16 protein-coding genes and 1 pseudogene are annotated in these 16,646 nt (G+C 68.4%); 7 read left to right on the top strand and 10 right to left on the bottom strand.

Annotated features, from left to right (window positions below; all coding sequences use genetic code 11):
* Nucleotides 1-2: 2 nt before the first annotated feature.
* From glgX to A5745_RS22765, 4 genes and pseudogenes are all read right to left on the bottom strand, one after another.
* The gene (gene glgX, locus A5745_RS22750) at nucleotides 3-2,207 is read right to left on the bottom strand and encodes a glycogen debranching protein GlgX (protein ID WP_076119107.1); all 2,205 of its coding nucleotides are present in this window, start codon (nucleotides 2,205-2,207) and stop codon (nucleotides 3-5) included.
* Nucleotides 2,208-2,244: 37 nt separating this feature from the next.
* On the bottom strand, nucleotides 2,245-4,416 hold the full coding sequence (locus tag A5745_RS22755; protein ID WP_076119109.1) for an acyltransferase family protein: 2,172 nt from the start codon (nucleotides 4,414-4,416) through the stop codon (nucleotides 2,245-2,247).
* A gap of 243 nt (nucleotides 4,417-4,659) precedes the next feature.
* Nucleotides 4,660-5,319: pseudogene (gene ripD / locus A5745_RS22760) on the bottom strand (NlpC/P60 family peptidoglycan-binding protein RipD); the annotation flags it as partial.
* 304 nt (nucleotides 5,320-5,623) lie between these two features.
* Nucleotides 5,624-6,130 carry a hypothetical protein gene (locus A5745_RS22765; RefSeq protein WP_254848643.1) on the bottom strand — a complete coding sequence of 169 codons (507 nt, stop codon included), beginning with the start codon at nucleotides 6,128-6,130 and terminating at the stop codon, nucleotides 5,624-5,626.
* A gap of 62 nt (nucleotides 6,131-6,192) precedes the next feature.
* Here A5745_RS22765 and A5745_RS22770 point away from each other — a divergent pair, with 62 nt between their 5' ends.
* Nucleotides 6,193-7,497, top strand: a complete 1,305-nt coding sequence (locus A5745_RS22770) for an adenosylmethionine--8-amino-7-oxononanoate transaminase (RefSeq protein ID WP_076061925.1) — start codon at nucleotides 6,193-6,195, stop codon at nucleotides 7,495-7,497.
* 9 nt (nucleotides 7,498-7,506) lie between these two features.
* Here A5745_RS22770 and A5745_RS22775 read toward each other — a convergent pair whose 3' ends face one another.
* Nucleotides 7,507-7,938, bottom strand: coding sequence for a hypothetical protein (locus A5745_RS22775; protein ID WP_076119113.1), 432 nt, complete (start codon nucleotides 7,936-7,938; stop codon nucleotides 7,507-7,509).
* A gap of 163 nt (nucleotides 7,939-8,101) precedes the next feature.
* On the opposite strand from A5745_RS22775, the gene A5745_RS22780 reads away from it, so the two are divergent.
* The 3 genes from A5745_RS22780 to A5745_RS22790 are packed head-to-tail and all read left to right on the top strand — an operon-like array spanning nucleotide 8,102 to nucleotide 10,448.
* Entirely contained in the window at nucleotides 8,102-9,262 is a 1,161-nt protein-coding gene (locus tag A5745_RS22780; RefSeq protein ID WP_076119115.1) for an 8-amino-7-oxononanoate synthase, read from the top strand.
* Nucleotides 9,259-9,939, top strand: a complete 681-nt coding sequence (gene bioD, locus A5745_RS22785; protein WP_076119117.1) for a dethiobiotin synthase — start codon at nucleotides 9,259-9,261, stop codon at nucleotides 9,937-9,939. Before A5745_RS22780 ends, bioD begins: the two co-directional genes overlap by 4 nt.
* A complete protein-coding gene (locus A5745_RS22790) occupies nucleotides 9,939-10,448 on the top strand; it encodes a 2'-5' RNA ligase family protein (RefSeq protein ID WP_076119119.1) in 510 nt (169 codons plus the stop codon). Before bioD ends, A5745_RS22790 begins: the two co-directional genes overlap by 1 nt.
* 5 nt (nucleotides 10,449-10,453) lie before the next feature.
* Here A5745_RS22790 and A5745_RS22795 read toward each other — a convergent pair whose 3' ends face one another.
* The 4 genes from A5745_RS22795 to A5745_RS22810 form a co-directional block, all read right to left on the bottom strand.
* The gene (locus A5745_RS22795; protein WP_076119121.1) at nucleotides 10,454-11,806 is read right to left on the bottom strand and encodes a hypothetical protein; all 1,353 of its coding nucleotides are present in this window, start codon (nucleotides 11,804-11,806) and stop codon (nucleotides 10,454-10,456) included.
* A complete protein-coding gene (locus A5745_RS22800; RefSeq protein ID WP_076119123.1) occupies nucleotides 11,803-12,180 on the bottom strand; it encodes a hypothetical protein in 378 nt (125 codons plus the stop codon). Before A5745_RS22800 ends, A5745_RS22795 begins: the two co-directional genes overlap by 4 nt.
* A 4-nt stretch (nucleotides 12,181-12,184) precedes the next feature.
* Nucleotides 12,185-14,023 (bottom strand): hypothetical protein, encoded by a 1,839-nt coding sequence (locus A5745_RS22805; protein ID WP_076119141.1) that lies wholly within the window; start codon nucleotides 14,021-14,023, stop codon nucleotides 12,185-12,187.
* Between the two features lie 113 nt (nucleotides 14,024-14,136).
* A complete protein-coding gene (locus A5745_RS22810; RefSeq protein WP_076061913.1) occupies nucleotides 14,137-14,322 on the bottom strand; it encodes a hypothetical protein in 186 nt (61 codons plus the stop codon).
* Between the two features lie 138 nt (nucleotides 14,323-14,460).
* On the opposite strand from A5745_RS22810, the gene bioB reads away from it, so the two are divergent.
* From bioB to A5745_RS22825, 3 genes are read left to right on the top strand one after another with little or no spacing between them, the layout of a single operon-like run.
* On the top strand, nucleotides 14,461-15,498 hold the full coding sequence (gene bioB / locus A5745_RS22815) for a biotin synthase BioB (protein ID WP_076119126.1): 1,038 nt from the start codon (nucleotides 14,461-14,463) through the stop codon (nucleotides 15,496-15,498).
* 30 nt (nucleotides 15,499-15,528) lie between these two features.
* Entirely contained in the window at nucleotides 15,529-15,756 is a 228-nt protein-coding gene (locus tag A5745_RS22820; RefSeq protein ID WP_076119128.1) for a hypothetical protein, read from the top strand.
* Nucleotides 15,753-16,394, top strand: coding sequence for a DUF2567 domain-containing protein (locus A5745_RS22825; RefSeq protein ID WP_076119130.1), 642 nt, complete (start codon nucleotides 15,753-15,755; stop codon nucleotides 16,392-16,394). Before A5745_RS22820 ends, A5745_RS22825 begins: the two co-directional genes overlap by 4 nt.
* Before the next feature lie 16 nt (nucleotides 16,395-16,410).
* On the opposite strand, the gene A5745_RS22830 is transcribed toward A5745_RS22825, so the two are convergent.
* Nucleotides 16,411-16,646, bottom strand: a 236-nt coding sequence (locus A5745_RS22830) for a lipase family protein (protein ID WP_217695300.1), incomplete at its 5' end; no start/stop codon positions are given.

The raw sequence follows: 16,646 nt of genomic DNA on the forward strand, positions 1-16,646 counted from the left end.
CGTCAGGCGGTCTTACGCAGGATCAGCAACGAGCGGGCCGGCACTTCGAACTTCTCTTCGGCCGCCACAACCGAATCGGCGTCGCCGGCGGGGTGGTTGGTGTCCAGTTCGACGGTCCACTCGCGCGCATAGTCGTCGTGCGGGGCGACGAACTCCACGTAGTCGTCGTGGGCGTTGAAGCACAACAGAAACGAGTCATCGACCACGTGCTCGCCGCGGGCATCGGGCGCGGCGATGGCGTCGCCGTTGAGAAACACCGCCACACAGCGATGGTGGAAGCTCTTGTCCCAATCCTCGTGGGTCATCTCCCGCCCGCCCGGTGTCAGCCAGGCGATATCGCGAACCTCGTCGCCGGTTCGGATCAGCTCGCCCTCGAAGAACCGGCGCCGGCGGAACACCGGATGGTCCTTGCGCAGGCTGGTCGCCTTGCGCGCGAACGCCAGCAGGTCGGCGTTCTTGTCGACCAAAGACCAATCCATCCAAGACAATTCGGAGTCCTGGCAGTAGACGTTGTTGTTGCCGTTCTGCGACCGCCCGATCTCATCGCCATGGGCGATCATCGGTGTGCCCTGGCTGACCATCAGGGTGGCCCAGAAATTGCGCATCTGGCGGCAACGCAGCTCGACGATCTCCGGGTCGTCGGTGGGGCCCTCGACGCCACAGTTCCACGACCGGTTGTGGCTTTCCCCGTCGCGATTGTCTTCGCCGTTGGCCTCGTTGTGCTTCTCGTTGTAGGACACCAGGTCGTTGAGCGTGAAGCCGTCGTGCGCGGTGACGAAATTGATGCTCGCGCTGGGGCGCCGGCCGGTAACCTCGTAGAGGTCCGACGACCCGGTCAGCCGGGAGGCGAACTCGCCGAGGGTCGCGGGCTCACCCCGCCAGTAGTCACGCACAGTATCCCGGTACTTCCCGTTCCACTCGGTCCACAAACCCGGGAAGTTGCCGACCTGATAGCCGCCCTCGCCGACGTCCCACGGCTCGGCGATCAGCTTGACCTGGCTGACGATCGGATCCTGTTGCACCAGATCGAAAAACGCGCTCAGCCGGTCCACGTCGTGCAGCTCGCGGGCCAGCGTGGAAGCCAGGTCGAACCGGAACCCGTCGACGTGCATCTCGGTCACCCAGTAGCGCAGCGAGTCCATGATCAGCTGAAGCACATGCGGATGACGGGCGTTGAGGCTGTTGCCGGTGCCGGTGAAGTCCTTGTACAACCGCAGGTCCTCGTCGACCAGCCGGTAGTAGGCCGCGTTGTCGATGCCGCGGAAGTTGATGGTCGGCCCCAGGTGGTTGCCTTCGGCGGTGTGGTTGTAGACCACGTCGAGAATGACCTCGATGCCGGCTTCGTGCAGGCTGCGCACCATCGTTTTGAACTCGGCGACGCTGGCGTCGCGGTTTGACGCGTACTGGTTGTGCGGGGCGAAGAACCCGAACGTGTTGTAGCCCCAGTAGTTTCGCAGCCCCAGGTCCAGCAGCCGCGAGTCGTGCATGAATTGGTGAACCGGCATCAGTTCCAGCGCCGTCGCATTCAGCGATTTGACGTGGTCGATGACCACCGGGTGGGCCAGCCCGGCATAGGTGCCCCGAAGCCCCTCGGGGACACCGGGATGGGTCTGCGTCATGCCCTTGACATGGGCCTCGTAGATGACTGTTTCGTGATACGGGGTGAGCGGCGCCCGGTCGGAACCCCAGTCGAAGAAGGGATTGCTCACCACGCTGGTCATGGTGTGGCCGAGCGAGTCGACCATGGGCGGCGTGCCGGTGTCGACCCCGTTGGTCTCCGGGTCGACCGCGCTCATGTCATACGAGTACAGCGCCTGGCCGAACCTGAAATCACCGTGGAAAGCCTTCCCGTACGGGTCGAGCAGCAACTTGCTCGGGTCACACCGGTGGCCGGCGGCCGGATCGAATGGTCCGTACACGCGAAAGCCGTAGCGCTGGCCCGGGGTGATGTTCGGCAGATACGCGTGCCAGACGTATCCGTCGACCTCGTCGAGGGCGATGCGCGACTCGCCGCCGTTGGCGTCGATCAGGCACAGCTCGACCTTGTCTGCGATCTCGGAAAACAGCGAAAAGTTAGTTCCCGCGCCGTCATAGGCGGCCCCGAGCGGGTAGGCATTGCCCGGCCACACGGTGGGCAGGGTGGGTGCGGACTCTTCCGTATCGGGTTCCGCGACGCCCGAAGTCGCGGGTGGTTTGTTCGACGGCATCCCTCGACCTTATCCGCGCCGGCTGGGTGCGGCTGCCTCACCACCAACCGGTGTTCGCCGCGATCTGCCGGCCCAGTTCGTGGGCCATCGTCCGCATGTAGGTGGGGGTGATGTGGTGAGCGCCGTGGTAAATCAGCACGTTTCCTTCCACCGGGCGGCAGACATCGGCGCGGCATATCGCGTCCGACATGTCGAGCACCTTGAGCAGCGGGAACTGCTCGACGAAATCGAGGGTCTGGTTGTGCTCGGCCAGCGCATCGGAACGTTTGACCGCGCATGACTGCCCGTTGCCGCCCTTTTTGGCCAGGCAATCCGCCGGATCGAACGGTTGGCCGTTCTTGACGAGCCAGGGGGTGTCACGGATACCGAGGATCGGAATGTTGTTGTCGGACAACGTTTGCCAGATTCCGATGTAGGTGGCGGGCATCACATCGCCGGTTTTGATGTTCCACGGCCGCGTCGTCGTGGTGAACACGTAGTCGGGACGGTCGGTGATCAGCTTGCTCATCGTGCGTTGGACCCATTCGCGGCACTGCGGGTAGGGCGCGTTGTTGCCCATGATCAAGGGGACTTCTTCGGTGGACAACGGGCAACCCATCTTCAGATAGGTCACGACCTTGAAGTGGTGCGCGTGGCCGAGCACATCCAGCGCCGGCAGCCAATGTTCGGCATGGGACCCGCCGGCCAGGGCGATGGTTCGGGTGGCCGCGACGTCGCCGTAAGTGCAGTTGACAACCGCGGGGTTGACGAAGTCACTGATGCACCCGTCCCTGGTGGAGACCGGGAGGTCTTGCTTGACCTCCAAGACCGTAGGCCGCATCGGCAGCGCCGCCACCCGCACGTGTTCGGTGAGGGCGCGGGCGCCGGGGTAGTCCTGCGGGTTGAGCACGCTCAGTTCCTTGCCCGCGGCGCGCAGCACGGTGACGTGCTGACGCCACGTGAACGACGTCGCCGTGAGCGTGACGGCCAACAGCACCACCGCGGACCCCAGCGCGATCGTCGGCCGGCCGAACCGCGCCGGCCAGGGGAGCGCCGGGGCCGTGCTGGCTTGCCTGCCGTTCGTCGTCCGATACCGCAGCGGATCCTCCACGAGCCGCGTGGTCAGGTGTGCCAGCACCCCGGACACCAGCAATATGGCCGCGCCTTCCACGAAGCCCGCGTGCTTGTGGCCGGTATAGGACAGCCAGAAGATGAGCAGCGGCCAGTGCCACAGGTACAGCGAGTACGCCATCGCACCCAGGGCAACCAGCGGCCCCGCCGCCAGCAGCCGATTCGGCAGCGGCATCCGGCCCTCGGGCCGGCCGTGCAGGTTGGCCCCGGCGAGGATCATCAGCATGGTGGCCCCGACCGGGACCAGCGCCCACGGGCCGGGAAATTCTCTGACGCCGTCGATCAGGGCCCCGCACGACACGACGGCCGCCAGCGCGACGGCGGCAACGGCGGTGCGCAGCCACATCGCCCAGCGGACGTAGGGCACCAGCGCCCCGAGGAGCGCGCCCAGCAGCAGCTCCCACGCCCGCGCGAAGCTGTCGTAGTAGGCGATCGATTGGTTGTCCAGATGCGCGACGATCGCGTACCCGAACGAGGCCACCGTCAGCACGGTCAGCAGCACGATGAACAAGGTCCGTAAGTGCGCGCCCAGCCGGCGCCTGAACAGGTAGGCGCACCCGGCCACCAGCAACAGGAAGGCGATGTAGAACTGGCCCTGTACCGACATCGACCAGATGTGCTGCAACGGGCTGACGGCTTCACCGGCTCGCAGGTAATCCGACGCGGTGTTGGCCAGCTCCCAGTTCTGGTAATAGCCGAGGCTGGCCAGGCTCTGGTCGGCGAAGGTCTCCCAGCGGGTTTGCGGTTGCACCAGGATGGTCAGCAGCGCGCACCCGGCCAGGACGACGACCAACGCGGGAACCAGCCGGCGGACCAGCCGGGTCGCTTCCGCTATCGGTGACAGCGAAACGGCCGGATCGAGGGCGGCGCGGAGAATCTTGCCGCCGAAGAAGAAACCGGACAGGGCCAGGAACACGTCCACGCCGCCGGAGACCCGCCCGAACCAGATGTGAAACATCGCGACGAGCGCGATCGCAATGCCGCGCAGCCCGTCGAGGTCGTAGCGATAAAAGCCCGACCCTGCCACCGCCCCGGGCGCCCTGGCAGCGACCGGATTCGCGGTGGCGATCGGCGGCGGAGGCGGTGGCAGGGTCGGCATGGTCGATCGCTAATTTACCGAAAACGCCACCCGCTCCTCAGTGCGAGGAAGCGGGTGGCGGCTGGTCGGGCGGCTGAGGGGTTATCGCACGGTACCGACCTGGGGTTGCCATGGTGCCTGCTGCACCGGCGCTTGCTGAACGGGCACCTGCTGCGTCGGAACCTGCTGCAACGGGGCCTGCTGCGTCGGAACCTGCTGCAACGGGGCCTGGCCGGGCAGCTGCTGCGTCGGCGACTGCTGCAACGGGGCCTGCCCGGGCGCCTGCTGTGTCGGAACCTGCTGTGCGGGCAGCTGCTGCGTCGGAACCTGCTGGCCCGGGGTTTGCTGCGCCGGAACCTGCTGGGGCGTCTGCTGGACCGGCGCTTGCTGCAGCGGCGCCTGTGGGCCCGCCTGGGTTCCGAGGACACGCACCAGGTACGGGGTCATGCCGTTGCTGCGCACGGGCGAAACCTGGACGACGTCACCCACCTCGAGCATCTGGTTGTTCCCCAGGTACATCGCGACGCTCTGCGTGCCCTCCGGGCCGTAGAAGATCATGTCGCCCTTGCGTGCCTGCGACGGCAGGACCTTCTGGCCGACGCGGTAGATCGCGCCGGAGGAACGCGGCAGCTTGATCCCGGCACCCGCGTAGGCGTACTGCATCAGGCCCGAGGCGTCGAATCCGACGGTGTTGATGCCGGTACCGGTGCCGCGGCTCGGGCCGTTGACGCCGCCGCCCGCCCACGAGTACGGCACGCCGCGCTGCGACAGACCACGCTGGACCACGATGTCGGTGACCTGCTGGTAGTCCATCTGCCGGGCGCCGGGGTCGGCGGCTGCCAGGCCGGCGGTGGCCAGCTCGGCGGTGGCCATCGGGGCCAGCAGCACGGCCAGGCCGATGGCGAAGGAGTAGATGCGTTTCATCGGAGTGCAACCTCTCTGGGCTCGCTCGGGTCGATGGCGACGACCACCACGCCGGGGTCGACCGCCGCCTGATGACTCGGAACGTGAATCAGTCGGTCGCCCGTTGAATCACACCAGTCACTACAGACACTTTTACAACAGAAGTTGCATGCGGAAAATAGCTGGTGAGCCCCACGCGGGATTATTTGTCGGACCGTGACCGGACGGTGACTGGCGCGTCGAATCCCGCGAGCGCCGTTGTGATTTCGGTCTCATATAGGTGCGCGGCCGCCAAGGTTCGCCAAACGCAACCGCCGCCTCGCGCTCAGTGCCAATAACGCTGGCTGAAGATCGTGATCATCGAGGCGGCCGTCGAGCTGACTATGAGAATGCCGAGGGCCAAAACCGGCCAGAAGGACATGTACCAGCCCTTCAAGAGGGAAACGACGGGGCCGATCACGGCCGCGGCCACCGCCGCGCCGATCCCGCCCCACACCAGCGGATAGATGTACATGTCGATGCCATAGGGAACCAGCCCACACGTCTCATCAGTGCACACCTCTGCCAGGAACCCGTAGAGCTTCGATGGCCAAGTTGTCGCCGCGGCCATGACGACGAGCAGTGTCACTAGCACCACCGTGCAGATCAGGTCCCAGACGGCTACCCGCAGCCGAATGACCCGCGGCTTCTCCTCGGGCGCGAGGTCCGAGACGTAGGGCACCGGCCGGAAGTCGTCTGAATCGGCCGCAACCGGCGGGGAGTCGTCGGCGCCGGAGCGCATCGACGAGGAATCGCCGCGGTGCGGGTCGTTGAACGGGTAGGGCAGCGCCATGCCGATAGATGCTTCCCCATGGTCGGGGTTTGCGCGAACCGACTGCTTTACGCTCGGTCTCTATGCCTGCGGCGAGGGCCGGGTTGACGCCCGAGCAAATCAGTGCGATCGACGCCGCGCACCTGTGGCACCCCTACAGCACCATCGGCAGCGAGGCGGTCGCGCCCGTGGTGGCCGTCGGCGCCCGCGGCGCCTGGCTGAAGCTGGTCAGGGCCGGCACCCCGATCGACGTGCTGGACGCGATGAGCTCGTGGTGGACGGCGATTCACGGGCACGGCCATCCGGTGCTGGATGCGGCGCTGGCCGCGCAGCTGGGGACCATGAACCACGTCATGTTCGGCGGGCTGACCCACGAGCCCGCGGCCCGGCTGGCGCAGCTGCTGGTGCAGATCACCCCAGCGGGACTGGAGACGGTTTTCTTCAGTGACTCGGGGTCGGTGTCGGTGGAGGTCGCGGTCAAGATGGCGCTGCAGTACTGGCGCAGCCGCGGCCGGCCAGGAAAGCACCGGCTGATGACCTGGCGCGGCGGGTACCACGGCGACACGTTCACGCCGATGAGCGTCTGCGACCCGGACGGTGGCATGCACTCGCTGTGGACCGACGTCCTGGCCCGGCAGGTGTTCGCCCCGCAGGTGCCACGCGAGCACGACCCCGCCTACAGCGCGGCGTTCGAGGAACAGCTGGCCTCCCACGCCGCCGAACTCGCGGCCGTCATCGTCGAACCCGTCGTGCAGGGTGCCGGTGGGATGCGCTTCCACGACCCCCGCTACCTGCGCGACCTGCGCGACATCTGCGACCGCCACGACGTCCTGCTCATTTTCGACGAGATCGCGACCGGCTTCGGGCGCACCGGCGAGCTCTTCGCCGCCGACCATGCCGGGGTGAGCCCGGACATCATGTGCGTCGGCAAGGCGCTCACGGGCGGCTACGTCAGCCTGGCCGCCACCCTGTGCACCACCGACATCGCCCATACCATCAGCTCAGGCGAGGCCGGCGCGCTGATGCATGGGCCCACCTTCATGGCCAACCCGCTGGCCTGCGCGGTGTCGGTGGCCAGCGTCGAGGTGCTGCTCGGCCAGGACTGGCGGCCGCGGATCGCCGAAATCGCCGGCGGGCTGGCCGACGGCCTCGAACCCGCCCGCGCGCTGCCCGGCGTGACCGACGTCCGGGTGTGCGGCGCCATCGGGGTCATCGAGTGCCAGCGAACCGTCGACCTGTCCGTCGCCACCCCCGCGGCGCTCGACCACGGCGTCTGGTTGCGCCCGTTCCGCAACCTGGTTTATGCCATGCCGCCCTACATCTGTTCAGCCGACGAGATCGCGCGAATCACCTCGGCGATGGTCGAGGTCGCGCGCCTGGTGGGCTGAAACCCCGCGTCAGGCCTGCCGCAGTTGGATGTTGTCGGTGACCTGAAACCCCGCCGGATCGCCGCATTCCGGCGCGTCGGCGGTCGTCTGGACGGTGCCGGCCAGGGTGCTCGGGTTCCACGTGTAGTGCGCTGAGAGAGCGTTGGGGACCTGGCTGCCGTCCGGGCACATTGCGGTCTCGCCTGCGACGTCAAGCGTCCATTGGCCGCCGACCAACTTCGCCTGCCCAAAGGCCTTGGCGCCTTTGCGAGCCACCGAGGCGCAACCGTCACCGCAGGAAGAGAAGTACCAGTTGTCGGTCGTGCTTCGGTCGTTCGCGGCGGTTTCGGTTTCGATGTAGTGGCCGCTCAGTTCGGGAGCGGCGAACGCCGGAGCCGCTGCCCCGACAGCGACGGCGGCGACGCCCGCGGCTACGGCCAAACTGCGTGTGACAGTCATCATCTCTGACCCCTCCTTAGCAACATCCCGGAGCAACATCCCGGAGCAACATCCCGGCACCCTAAGCTCCCCAGCCCCCAAAAAAGTTAACAAAACATGACTAAAGGGATCACCTCGGCGACGGCCGTGGTCGCTCGCCTCGTCGGCTCTCGTAGGCTCTAGGTCTATGAACGCCGCCCAGCAGGCACCGATCGAGGTTTCCCCGCTGGCCTGGCTGGAGACGGTGGAGACCCAGCGCCGCGAGGCCGGGCTGCGCCGTTCGCTGCGGCCGCGGCCGGCCGTCGCGACCGAGCTGGACCTCGCATCGAACGACTACCTGGGGCTCTCGCAGCATCCCGACGTCATCGAGGGCGGCGTGCAGGCGCTGCGCATTTGGGGCGCCGGCGCCACGGGCTCGCGCCTGGTCACCGGCGACACCGAACTGCACCAGCAATTCGAGGCCGAGCTCGCCGAGTATGTCGGCGCCGCAACGGGTTTGCTGTTCTCATCGGGATACACCGCCAATCTCGGGGCCGTCGTCGGGCTGTCCGGCCCCGGTTCGCTGCTGGTTTCCGACGCGTACTCGCACGCGTCCCTGGTCGATGCGTGCCGGCTATCGCGTGCCCGGGTGGTGGTCACCCCGCACCGCGACCTCGGCGCGGTGGACGCGGCGCTGGGTTCGCGCGGCGAGGAACGCGCCGTCGTCATCACCGACTCGGTGTTCAGCGCCGACGGTGCGCTCGCGCCCCTGCGGGAGCTGCACGACGTGTGCCGGCGACACCGCGCGTTGCTCATCGTCGACGAAGCGCACGGCCTGGGTGTGCGTGGCGGCGGGCGCGGGCTGCTGCACGAGCTCGGGCTCGCGGGCGCGCCCGACGTCGTGATGACCACCACGCTGTCCAAGGCGCTCGGCAGCCAGGGCGGGGCAGTCCTGGGCCCGGCGCAGGTGCGGGCCCACCTGATCGATGCCGCCCGACCATTCATCTTCGACACCGGCCTGGCCCCCGCGGCGGTGGGTGCCGCGCGGGCGGCGCTGCAAATCCTGCGGTCCGAGCCGTGGCGGCCGCAGGCGGTGCTGCGGCACGCCGGCACGTTGGCCGGGATCTGCGCGGTACCCGACGTGCCGCAGTCGGCGGTGGTGTCGGTGATCCTGGGCGATCCGCAGGTGGCGCTGGCCGCCGCGACGGCCTGCCTGGATGCCGGCGTGAAGGTGGGCTGCTTCCGGCCCCCGACGGTGCCCGCCGGGACGTCGCGGCTGCGGCTGACCGCGCGCGCGTCGCTTGATGACGCCGAACTCGAGATCGCGCGCCGGGTGCTGACGGACGTGCTTGCCGTGGCGCGCAGTTGACCGTTCTGGTCGTCACCGGCACCGGCACGGGGGTCGGTAAGACGGTCGTCACCGCGGCGCTGGCGTCTCATGCGCGTCAGGCCGGCATCGACGTGGCCGTGTGTAAGCCCGTCCAGACCGGCACCGAGTGCGGCGACGACGACCTCGCGGACGTGGCCCGGCTGTCCGGGGTGAGTGAACTCGCCGGCCTGGCGCGCTACCCGCGGCCCCTGGCGCCGGCCGCCGCGGCCGAGCAGGCGGGGATGGCCCTACCCACCCGCCAGGAGGTGCTGCGGCTCATCGGCGATCTGGATCGCCCGGGGCGGCTGACCCTGGTCGAGGGTGCGGGCGGGCTGCTGGTCGAACTCGCCGACGGCGGCGTCACCCTGCGCGATCTCGCCGTCGACCTGGGCGCCGCGGCGCTGGCCGCGGTGACCGCGGAGCTGGGCACCCTCAACCACACCGCGCTCACCGTGGAAGCGCTTGCCGCGCATGGTGTTTCGTGCTCCGGTTTGGTGATCGGCAGCTGGCCGGCGCGGCCCGGGCCCGCGGAGAGGTCGAACCGGCCGGCGCTGACCAGGCTCGCCCCGGTGCGGGCGGTGCTGCCCGCGGGCGCTGGCTCGATGCACGCCGCGGAATTCGCGGCGCTCAGCAAGGCGGCGTTCGACCGCGACTGGGTAGCCACACTGGTCGGCTGATGGTCCACTCGATCGAGCTGGTCTTCGACGACGACACCGAGGCGGTGATCCGTCGCATCTGGGCCGACCTGGCGGGCGCCGGCATCCCCAGCCAGGCGCCGGCCAGTCGCCCGCATGTGACGCTGGCCGTCGCCGAGCGCGTTGCCGTGGACGTCGACGAGCTGCTGCGGCCGCTGACCGAGCGGCTCCCGCTGGTCGCGGCGATCGGCGCGCCGGTGCTGTTCGGCCGGGCGAACGTCGTGTTCGCGCGCCTGGTGGTGCCGACGACCGAGCTGTTGACGCTGCACGCCGAGGTGCATCGGCTCTGCGGTCCGCATCTGGTGCCCGCGCCGATGCCCAACAGCCTGCCCGGCCAGTGGACCGCGCACGTCACGCTGGCCCGCCGGGTCGGCGGGGGCCAGCTCGGGCGGGCGCTGCGCATCGCGGGCCGGCCGTCGCAGATCGACGGGCGATTCGCGGGCCTACGGCGTTGGGACGGGACCAAGCGCGCCGAGCACCTGATCGGCTGACGCGGCTATCCGCCGAACAGCAGGTACAGGCCGGTGAAGGTGTAGCTGACCATGACCAGCATCATGGTCAGCTGCCCGGTGAGCTGATGGCCGGCGGGCAGCAGCCGAAGCGCCTTGTCGTGCGCGGCGATCACCGCCACGATGTGGCCCGTCACCACGCACGCCACCTTGACGCCGGCCAGCACCGACGGATGCGTCGACAACACATAGGCGACGTGAGAGTGCGCCAGCCCCAACGGATTCCATCCGCGACCGAACGGATCGGCGAGGGCGATGACGGCTTGCTGTCCTCTCTCCACGAGGTAGGACAGATAGTGCGCGAAGATGTAGCCCACCACGATCGGGATCAGCGAATGCGCCATCCGGCCGGGCAGCGCGCGGCGCTGCTCGCGGTCGACCCCACCGGTGGCCCGGGCCGCGAGCGAAAAGGTAAGTGCGACAACCGAAACGAACACCAGCAGGCCGATCGTCCGCAAGATCGACGACGACAGGGTCGGCGGCACGCCGTGGGCGAGGCCGGCAACCCGGTCAGCGAAGCCGCGCCACGTCGGCGACGACGAGTAACTGTCGAACGCCGTCGACCCCAGCAGCACCGCCAGGATTGCGACGACACCTGGGCGCACGGGCAGGGACGGCAGATGGTCGAACGGGTTGCCGACGACGATCTTTCCGGTCGCCGGCGAGCGGCGAAACGGTGAAAGCCGCGACACCGCCATGCTGTACACGCCGAACGGGTCGACGCGGGCCAGAAAGCGCTGGCCGCACAGCCACGCCCCGCCCAGCAACACCACGACATAGACCAGCAGCCACGCCTTCACCCACGGCAGCGAGGCCGAGTTCGGGCTCGCCAATTCCAGCCAGACGAAGGCGAACAGGCCGGCCGCCGCCGGGCGGTAGCCCCAGCTTTCGGGATAGGTCAGCCGCGGCCGACCCAGTCGCTGCGGCGCGCCGCGTCGTAGCAGCAGGTACACCGTGCGCACCGGCGAGATCACCCGCCACACCGGGCCGAACGCCAGGGACAGCGCGACCGCTCCCACCCACAGCAGCACGTAAAACGCCCCCAGCAGGCCGTTGGCCTGCGTCTGCGGACCGCACACACCCGCCAGCACCGCCCAGACCGCGAAGGCCAGCGCCACGGCCGCAGCCGTCCAGCGCGTCGCGCGGGCGTCGACCAACGTGGTCAGCGCGGCCGGCAGGGCGCGGCCGGGCGCGTCGGGGTCAAACCTCGGTTTCCGCCACGCGAACGCGACCACGGCGAAGGTGAACGTCAAGGCCCATGCCGCACCGACCATCGCGTAGGCGTAGGGGACCGGGAGATCGCTCGACCCACCCAGGCCGTGTGCCAGCAGCACCGTCACGGTTGAACTTGAATGGTCGCGATCGTGCGGTCCAGGTGGTGTAGCTCGACTTCGACTTTGCCAGGGACGTCGACGCTGAATTGAAATGTCTGATTCGGTGCGGCCGCGACCTGGAACTTGTGGTCGGGCTCCGAGTGCACATGCAGCTCGTCGGCGACATCGCTGGTGACGTGAAAGGTGATCTGCTGCTTGACCTTTGCCTGCAGCGTGGCGTTGGTCGGAGTGACTTGGCCGTTCGCGATCGTGACGTTGATGTCCAAGCCGGCGGCCGGCGGCGGGCTCGGCGACTTACCGCCGCAGGCAACCAGGCCGCATAGCAACGCCGACACTCCCGCCACCGCCCACGTCGAAATGAGGGCGTTACGAAACGTCATAGCGTCACGCCGCTCGCGGAGCGCCGGGCACGGACTGCTTCTCCTCGACCGGCTCCGGCTCACCCGTCGCGTAGCCGAGGCGACCGGCGCCCCACGTCAGGGCGGTGATCACCATCAGCGTGAAGAAGAGCACCACGATCCCGCCGGCGGTGAACAGCCACGTCGGGGCGCCCTGGTCGCGTTCGCGCTGCAGGATGGTGACCTCCAGGACGAACGGCCGCGTGCTCGACGCCAGGGCGGGGACCTCGGGCGCCGGGATGGCATCGTCGGCCGGCTCGTAGATCGGCACCGCCGTCAGCGTGTAGCCGTCCTGCACGCGCAGCAGCGTCTTCCAGGATCCCCACGCCGGAACCGGCTGGGTGGACCGGTAGTGGCCGGGTCCGACCTTGGCGAGCCGGTCGATCATCAGGCCGCGGTTATTCTCCATCCGCCCCTGCCAGGACAGGATCGACAGCCAGTCCGGGTTGTCGCTGACGAACGGGGGCGTGAGCTGCACGTCGGCAGTCACCATGCGCTGCCCCGGGGGGCTGGGCTGGTCCGTCAGCGCGACGGTGGCGGTGTTTTGGCGCGGCACATTGATGTGCAGCCCGTTGGCCACCGCACCGCCGATCACCAACACCGTCAACGCGACGACGGTGATGCCGATCCGCCGGCTTGGGAGGCGCTGGCCGGTGAGCACCATTCCGAACAGCGCCCCGCAGATTCCGGTCAGCACCGCCACGGGCACCGACATCGCCAGCGCCTCGCCCCACATCTTCGTCGGCCAGGGGTAGGGGTAGACCGCTCCGATCCACAGGGACTCCAGCCACAGCCCGACGGTCGCCACGGCCAGGCCGGAGACGGCACCAAAAGCGATGGGGCGCTTGAACAGTGGCGTCAGCGCGAGGAGCTCGACCACCACCGCGGGGCCGAGATAGAGCGGGAACCAGTTGATCGGCGCGCCCAGGATGGGCCCAACCAGCAGGGCCACCCCGCCCCGCAGTGCGATCGCGAACAATGCCGCCACGACCGCGGCTCCCCGTCCCATCGTGACGCGCGCGGCAACCGCCGCAAGCGCGGCGGCCGCGGCGATCAGCATCGGCTGAAACACCAGGCGGAACTGCGGGACCCCGAAGTCGAACTCGATCTGGTAGACCGACAGGCCGATGAACAATCCGCCGAAGGACAGGTAGCGCAGCAACGTGATGAAGGGGCCGTGGTAGACCTCCCCGGCCTCTTGGGCCTCGCCTTCGCGCTCCAGCATCAGCACCGCGAAGAGCGAAAAGCAGGCGCCGCCGATCATCATTAAATGAGTTGGGCCCCAAAGGGTTACATCCTGACCAAAGATCCGGTGCCAGATATCGTCGAGCGGGAATCCGATCATCGCGTACAACCCGCAGCCGGCCATCAGCACGCCGCCCACCGGCGCGTACCAGTTCTCCGTGATGCGCACCGCCGCCGGGCCGGGCTTACTGAACGGCAGCACCACCGCAAGCATGCCGCCCACGAAGATTCCGAACAGGCCGATGATGATGAAGTAGTGCGCCGGGTTGGCCAGCGGGCCGGGGTCGCGGCCATTGCCGATGTGCCAGCTGACGTCCCAGATGAACCCGAACAGGGCGCAGATGATCGATGTGGTGAACACCAGGACCGGCAGGGCCACCCAGTTGGGCCGGTGGAACTTCTCGCCCATCCGGTCGGCCGCCCGGGTCAGCCATTCGATGCGATGGGTGCGATGCGCATGCCCTATCCACAGCATGGCCACCGCTATCACCACCGCGGCGATCGACAGCCCGATCACCTGGTTCAGCCCCGCACCGCGCGCCGGTGCCTCGGCAACAATCGTCAATTCCGTCGCGTTCATCGTCATGCCCTCCCAACCACGCCGGGCCGTCCCGGGAGAAATTGATCCGACGACCGCTTCTTACTTGAAGGTAAGTTCGCGATCGTGTTGGTAATGCCCAGATTGAGGGGCCGTCAATCACGCTTTTTGTCGGCGGGGTCAGATCGCGGAGCGGAATCGCCAGGAGTGCGACGTCCGGCGCGGCGATCGCGCAGCGCGACGTAGAGGACCACCCCCACGACGATCACCGCCGGCAGAAACGCCGGGACGGCGAGCAAAAGCATGTGGTGCGCCATGTAGACGACGTGCGTGGCAGTCATGGTGGTCGTATACCCCGGGGGTTCGCATGTACGGCGGCCGTTACCCTACTTTGAACACCTTTTCATTTGGGCTGCCGCCGCGAGGACTGGCAGACGTGTCCTGACGTGCGGACACGGGAAAGAGGCAGGAGAGTACGGGTGACTCAAGCGGCAACTCGGCTGAGCGCCGAAGCCGGCGACGACAAGGACATCTTGGCGGTGGCCCGGGATCAGGTCCTGGAGCGCGGCGAGGGGCTGAGCTCCGACCAGGTACTGCGGGTGCTGCGGCTCCCCGACGACCGGCTCGACGAGCTGCTGGCGCTGGCCCACGAGGTGCGAATGCGCTGGTGTGGCCCGGAGGTCGAGGTCGAGGGCATCATCAGCCTGAAGACCGGCGGGTGCCCCGAGGATTGCCACTTCTGCTCCCAGTCGGGCCTCTTCACCTCGCCGGTGCGCAGTGCCCGGCTGGACATCCCGACCCTGGTGGAGGCCGCGAAGCAGACCGCCAAATCGGGCGCCACCGAGTTCTGCATCGTCGCCGCCGTGCGCGGACCCGACGAGCGGCTGATGGCCCAGGTCGCGGCCGGCATCGAGGCGATCCGCGACGAGGTCGAGATCAACATCGCCTGCTCGCTGGGCATGCTGACTGCCGAGCAGGTGGAGCAGCTCTCGGCGATGGGCGTGCACCGCTACAACCACAACCTCGAGACCGCGCGCTCGTACTTCACCAACGTCGTCACCACCCACACGTGGGAGGAGCGCTGGCAGACCCTGTCGATGGTGCGCGACGCCGGCATGGAGGTCTGCTGCGGCGGCATCCTCGGCATGGGAGAGACCCTGGAACAACGCGCGGAATTCGCCGGTGAGCTCGCCGAGCTCGGTCCCGACGAGGTGCCGTTGAACTTCCTCAACCCGCGGCCGGGCACGCCGTTCGGCGACCTGGACGTGCTGCCGGTCAGCGAGGCGCTGAAGTCGGTGGCCGCGTTCCGGCTGGCGCTGCCGCGCACCATGTTGCGCTTCGCCGGCGGCCGCGAGATCACCCTGGGCGACCTCGGGGCCAAGAAGGGCATCCTGGGCGGCATCAACGCCGTCATCGTCGGCAACTACCTGACCACACTGGGCCGCCCGGCCGAGGCGGATCTGGAACTGCTCGACGATCTGCAGATGCCCATCAAGGCGCTCAATGCCAGCTTGTAAGCCAGCTTGTAGCGGCTAGGTTTGACACTTGTGGTGCGGCATCTAGGCGCGCCGGTCGGCGCCGGTGTCTACAACGTCTACACCGGGGAATTGGGGGGCACGGTGTCACCGACGGCGGCCCAGCTGGGCCTCGAGCCTCCGCGGTTCTGCGCCGAATGCGGACGCCGAATGGTCGTACAGGTTCGCCCCGACGGCTGGCGGGCGCGGTGCTCGCGGCACGGTGCGGTGGACTCGGCAGACTTGGAGGCGCAGCGGTGACCGAAACTTCCCGGCCGGAGCCGACCAGCGTCGCGCGCACCTTCCGGGCGCGCCCGATTGCCGTTGCGGCACTGGGATTTTCGTTGATAGGCGCGTTGATCGGCGGCCTGTGGGCGTGGATTGCGCCGCCGATTCATGTGGCGGTGGCGATCACCCGCGCGGGCGAGCGTGTGCACGAGTACCTGGGCACCGAATCCGGGCACTTCTTCAACGCGCCTTGCCTGATGTTGGGCCTGCTCACCGTGGTGTCGGTGATAGCGCCGGTGCTGGCGTGGCAGCGGCGCGAGCGTCGAGGCCCGGCCATGGTCGTGGGCCTATCGGTCGGCATGATGGTGGTCGCGGCGGCCGCCAGCGCTGTGGGTGCGCTGTCGGTTCTGCTGCGCTACGGCGCGGTGAACTTCGACGCCGTGCCGCTGGTCGGAAAGCCGGCGGTCGCGTACGTCGTGCAGGCCCCGCCGGTGTTCTTCGGCCCGGGTCCGCTGCACGCGGTCCTCACCCTGTTGTGGCCGGCAGGCGTCGCTGCGCTGGTGTACGCGGTACTCGCCGCCGGGAACGCCCGCGACGATTTGGGGAACGTCCCCGCCGCCGATCAGCCGTCGGGCGCGCTGCCGATGGAGCCGGAGGCCTCGGTCTCCTAGCGGGCCCCCAACGGGCTCACAGCGGTCGGTGGCGAATCTTTCGGCCGGTGACGACCTTGGCTCCGATCATGAGCAGTCGCACCATTCCCGCGTAGGTCATCGGGTTGAACGCCGTCGGCCACACGGTTCGGATGAGGTGGTCGCTCAGCGGTCGGCGGGCGAACCGGTCGGTGAGCCAGCGCAGCGTCATCGGGGCGGACAACGGGTGCAGCAGCATGTGCTCGTTGAACGCGTCGCGGTGGTAGCTGACGT

The organism is Mycobacterium sp. IS-2888 (genome assembly GCF_001954215.1).
Classification (GTDB): domain Bacteria; phylum Actinomycetota; class Actinomycetes; order Mycobacteriales; family Mycobacteriaceae; genus Mycobacterium.